The sequence below is a fragment of the Rhizobacter sp. P1_G5 genome (assembly GCF_056405435.1).
In genome coordinates this window covers 1-3,690 of record NZ_JBFUCB010000604.1, presented here as the reverse complement: position 1 = coordinate 3,690, position 3,690 = coordinate 1, and the positions used below count along the sequence as shown (strand labels likewise).

Genomic DNA, 3,690 nt, shown 5'->3' with positions numbered 1-3,690 from the left:
GCGCTGTCCGACCTGACACGCCAGCTGCGCCACGCGCTCTGGCGACCGTCATGCGCGTGCGGCGCGCGCGCCAGCCAGCCGTCGGCCTCCAGCTCGGCGAGCAGGCGCGTCAGCGTCTGCAGCTTCACGCGCTCGTGGGCCGCGAGTTCGCTCGGCGACATCGGACCGCGCCGGTACAGCGCACCCATGGCGCTGAGCTTGGCGACGCTGATGCCCTCGGGCGGCAGCGCGTGGCGCAGCTGGCGTGTCAGGTCGGACAGCGCGGCACGCAGCCGCACGGCGCATTGCCGCGGTTCGGTGTCGGTGGGCATGCGATTATCATAAGATCAATCTTAGTTTCTATGCAAGCCGGCGCTGTCGCCACTGCGCGACGCAGTCGGCGAGCAGCGCGGCGCTGCTGGTGGCCGAGGGCTGCAGGCCGAGGGTCGTCGCGGCGGCGTGCAGCGCGCGCGCCGGGTCGGCCAGGTCGAGCGCGGTCGCGCCGTTCTGCTTCGACAGCTTCTCGCCGTTCGCGCCCAGCACCAGCGGCGTGTGCAGGTACTGCAGCGCCGGCAGGCCGAGCAGCCGCTGCAGGTGGATCTGGCGCGGCGTGTTGTCGGCGAGGTCTTCGCCGCGCACGACGTGGGTGATGCCCTGCAGCGCGTCGTCGACGACCACCGCGAGCTGGTAGGCCCACAGCCCGTCGGCGCGATGCAGCACGAAGTCGCCGACCGCCTGCGTCAGGTTCTGCTGCTGCGCACCGAGGCGGCGGTCGCGCCAGTCGATCACGATGTCGGCTCCGCTGGCGTTGCAGCTCAGCACCCGCGTCGCGCGCGCCGGCTTGCCGTTCAAGCCATGCCGGCAGGTGCCGGGGTAGACGAGCTCGCCGTGGCGCGGCTTGCCGTGGCCGCTGGCTTCAAGCGCGAGGGCGATGTCGCGCCGTGTGCAGCCGCAGGGGTACACCTGCCCGGCGGCGCGCAGCGCATCGAGCGCGGCCGCGTAGTGCGCGCCGCGCTGCGATTGCCACACCGGCGGCTCGTCGGGCAGCAGCCCGCATTGCGCGAGCTGCGCCAGGATCTGCGCATCGGCGCCCGGCACGCAGCGCGGCGTGTCGACATCCTCGATGCGCACCAGCCACGCGCCATCGTGCGCCCGCGCATCGAGCCAGCTCGCGAGCGCTGCCACCAGCGAGCCGGCGTGCAGCGCGCCGGTCGGCGACGGCGCGAACCGTCCGCGGTACCTCATTGTGATCAGGCCCCACCCAACGGCAGCAAGCCGCTGTGGCGCTCGATCAGCGCGCTGCGCGTGGCCGGGCTCTCCAGCTGCGACAGCCACCAGCGCAGCGCCAGCCCGAGCTGCGGCTTGCGTGTCGCGCTGCCGGCCGGCACGCTGCGCCACGCGTAGCCGAGGCGCGCGACCTGCGTCGGCCGCTGCACCGGCTTGACGACCAGCCGGCCGGCGGCGATGTGCTCGCGCACCAGCGGCTCGGGCAGGAATCCGCAGCCCAGGCAGCGCAGCTGCGCCTCGATCTTGTTCTGCATCGTCGCGACGGTCAGCACGTCCTGCCCGGGCAGCAGGTTCACTGTCAGCGGCGCCATGCGCTGTGCCGAATCGGCGACCGCGACCGCGCGGTGGTGGATCAGGTCGGCATCGCTCAGCGGACCCTCGGCGTGGGCCAGCGGGTGGTGCGGCGCCACCGCGAACACGAAGGTGATGCTGCCGAGCGGCTGCATCTGGATGCCGGGCGGCATCGTGCGGTCCACGCCGACGCCGATCGCCAGGTCGGCCTGCCCGCTGACCAGCGCCTCCCAGGTGCCGGCCAGCACCTCGGTGCGCAGCCGCAGCCGCGTGCCCGGCCCGCCGCTGGTGGCGCCCGGGCTCTCGGGGCTCAGCGCATAGAACGCCTCGCACAGCTCGAACAGCGTGGCGCGCGACATGATGCCGTCCACCGCGATCGACAACTGCGTCTCCCAGCCGGTCGCGACGCGCTTCACGCGGTTGGCCACCGCATCCATCTCCTGCAGCAGCCGCCGGCCCTCGTGCAGCAGCTCCTCGCCGGCGGCCGTCAGCCTCGCCTGGCGCGAGCGGCGGTCGAACAGCAGCACGTCGAGCGCGTCCTCGAGCTGGCGCACGTTGTAGGTCAGCGCCGACGGCACCTTGCCGAGCTCGCGGGCGGCCGCGGCGAAGCTGCCGGTGCGGGCGATGACGTCCATCATCGCGAGCGCTTCAGGGGTCAGGACGTTGCGGGAGCTGGTCATGGCGGGGCCGTCGGAGTTTCGTTCATCTTATTTGAACGAACGCTTCAACGCGCGGCCCGTGATGGGCCGGGGGGCGGCGCCTACAGTCTCTTCCATACCCCAGAGATCACCACTGAAAGGACGCGACATGCTCACCCTGCGCAAATCGACTGAACGTGGCTACGCCGACCACGGCTGGCTGAAGTCGTTCCACAGCTTCTCGTTCGCCGACTACTACGACCCGAAGCACATGGGCTTCGGCAACCTGCGAGTGATCAACGAAGACCGCATCGCCCCGGGCACCGGCTTCGGCACGCACGGCCACCGCGACATGGAGATCGTGTCGTACGTGCTGTCGGGCGCGCTCGGCCACAAGGACAGCATCGGCAACGGCGCGCAGATCGTGCCGGGCGACGTGCAGCGCATGAGCGCCGGCCGCGGCATCCAGCACAGCGAATATAACCACGCGGCGAACGACACGACGCACTTCCTGCAGATCTGGATCGAGCCCAACGTGCGCGGCATCGAGCCGGGCTACGAGCAGAAGCACTTCGACGCGGCGCAGAAGCGCGGTGCGCTGCGCCTGGTCGCGAGCCCCGACGGCCGCGAGGATTCGGTGAAGCTGCACGCCAACGCGACGCTGTATGCTGGCCTGTTCGACGGCGACGAGCGTGCCGAGCTGGCGCTGCCGGCGAAGCGCAAGGCCTATGTGCACGTGGTGCGCGGCAGCGTCGAGGTGAACGGCCAGGCGCTGTCCGCCGGTGATGCGGCGATGCTCGACGACGAACCGGCGGTGCGCATCGGCGCCGGGCGCGATGCCGAGGTGCTGGTTTTCGACCTGCAGTGATCCCTTTCTTCAACCAAGGACGACCCATCATGTTCGAACGACTCCAGAACCCGCTCGCGCTCGCTGCGCGCATCCTGCTGGCCTTGATGTTCGTGCTGGCCGGCTTCAGCAAGCTGACCGGCTTCGAGGGCACGGTCGGCTACATCGCGTCGAAGGGCCTGCCGCTGCCGCAGGTCGGCGCGGTGATCGCGCTGCTGGTCGAGATCGTCGGCGGCATCGCGCTGATCGTCGGCTGGAACGCCCGCTGGGCTGCTGCCGTGCTGGCGGTGTTCACGCTGGCCGCCACGGTGATCTTCCACAACTTCTGGGCCGTGCCGGCCGAGCAGGCGATGGTGCAGAACCTGATGTTCATGAAGAACATCTCGGTGATCGGCGGGCTGCTCGCGATCGTGGCCTTCGGGGCCGGTGCGCTGAGCCTGGATGCGAAGCGCCGCTGATGACGATCGACGCCCACCTGCACCGGCGGCCCGCGGCGGCTGACCAACCGGCCAGCGCGCTGACGCTGCTCACGTTACTCACCAACGGCCGCCATGCTTGGGCCGCCGACGTGGATCGCACGCTCGGCAGCAGCGATGCCGCGCCGAGCCCGCACGACCTGCTGGACTCGGCGCTGGCCGCCTGCACCAC

The 3,690-nt window shown here is 71.0% G+C and carries 6 protein-coding genes; 3 read left to right on the top strand and 3 right to left on the bottom strand.

The window, feature by feature from the left end; genetic code table 11:
- The 3 genes from AC1D12_RS27870 to AC1D12_RS27860 all read right to left on the bottom strand — a co-directional run.
- Positions 1–311: MarR family winged helix-turn-helix transcriptional regulator (locus AC1D12_RS27870; RefSeq protein ID WP_477844319.1), on the bottom strand; the 311-nt coding region annotated here is incomplete at its 3' end.
- Between the two features lie 28 nt (positions 312–339).
- Positions 340–1,224, bottom strand: coding sequence for a tRNA glutamyl-Q(34) synthetase GluQRS (gluQRS, locus tag AC1D12_RS27865; protein ID WP_477827514.1), 885 nt, complete (start codon positions 1,222–1,224; stop codon positions 340–342).
- Positions 1,225–1,229: 5 nt separating this feature from the next.
- Entirely contained in the window at positions 1,230–2,237 is a 1,008-nt protein-coding gene (locus AC1D12_RS27860; protein WP_477827513.1) for a LysR family transcriptional regulator, read from the bottom strand.
- Positions 2,238–2,364: 127 nt separating this feature from the next.
- On the opposite strand from AC1D12_RS27860, the gene AC1D12_RS27855 reads away from it, so the two are divergent.
- From AC1D12_RS27855 to AC1D12_RS27845, 3 genes are all read left to right on the top strand, one after another.
- Positions 2,365–3,063 (top strand): pirin family protein, encoded by a 699-nt coding sequence (locus tag AC1D12_RS27855; protein ID WP_047591115.1) that lies wholly within the window; start codon positions 2,365–2,367, stop codon positions 3,061–3,063.
- A gap of 29 nt (positions 3,064–3,092) precedes the next feature.
- Positions 3,093–3,500: a DoxX family protein gene (locus AC1D12_RS27850; protein WP_465114012.1), complete on the top strand. Its 408-nt coding sequence runs from the start codon at positions 3,093–3,095 to the stop codon at positions 3,498–3,500.
- The coding region (locus AC1D12_RS27845) for an OsmC family protein (RefSeq protein ID WP_477844317.1) at positions 3,500–3,690 on the top strand (191 nt) is incomplete at its 3' end. The genes AC1D12_RS27850 and AC1D12_RS27845, both read left to right, overlap by 1 nt.

What these genes read in the sequence shown, in the direction of transcription:
- gluQRS (WP_477827514.1), bottom strand. Translation starts at nt 1,224, where the DNA reads ATGAGGTACCGCGGACGGTTCGCGCCGTCGCCGACCGGCGCGCTGCAC.
- AC1D12_RS27860 (WP_477827513.1), bottom strand. Translation starts at nt 2,237, where the DNA reads ATGACCAGCTCCCGCAACGTCCTGACCCCTGAAGCGCTCGCGATGATG.
- AC1D12_RS27855 (WP_047591115.1), top strand. Translation starts at nt 2,365, where the DNA reads ATGCTCACCCTGCGCAAATCGACTGAACGTGGCTACGCCGACCACGGC.
- AC1D12_RS27850 (WP_465114012.1), top strand. Translation starts at nt 3,093, where the DNA reads ATGTTCGAACGACTCCAGAACCCGCTCGCGCTCGCTGCGCGCATCCTG.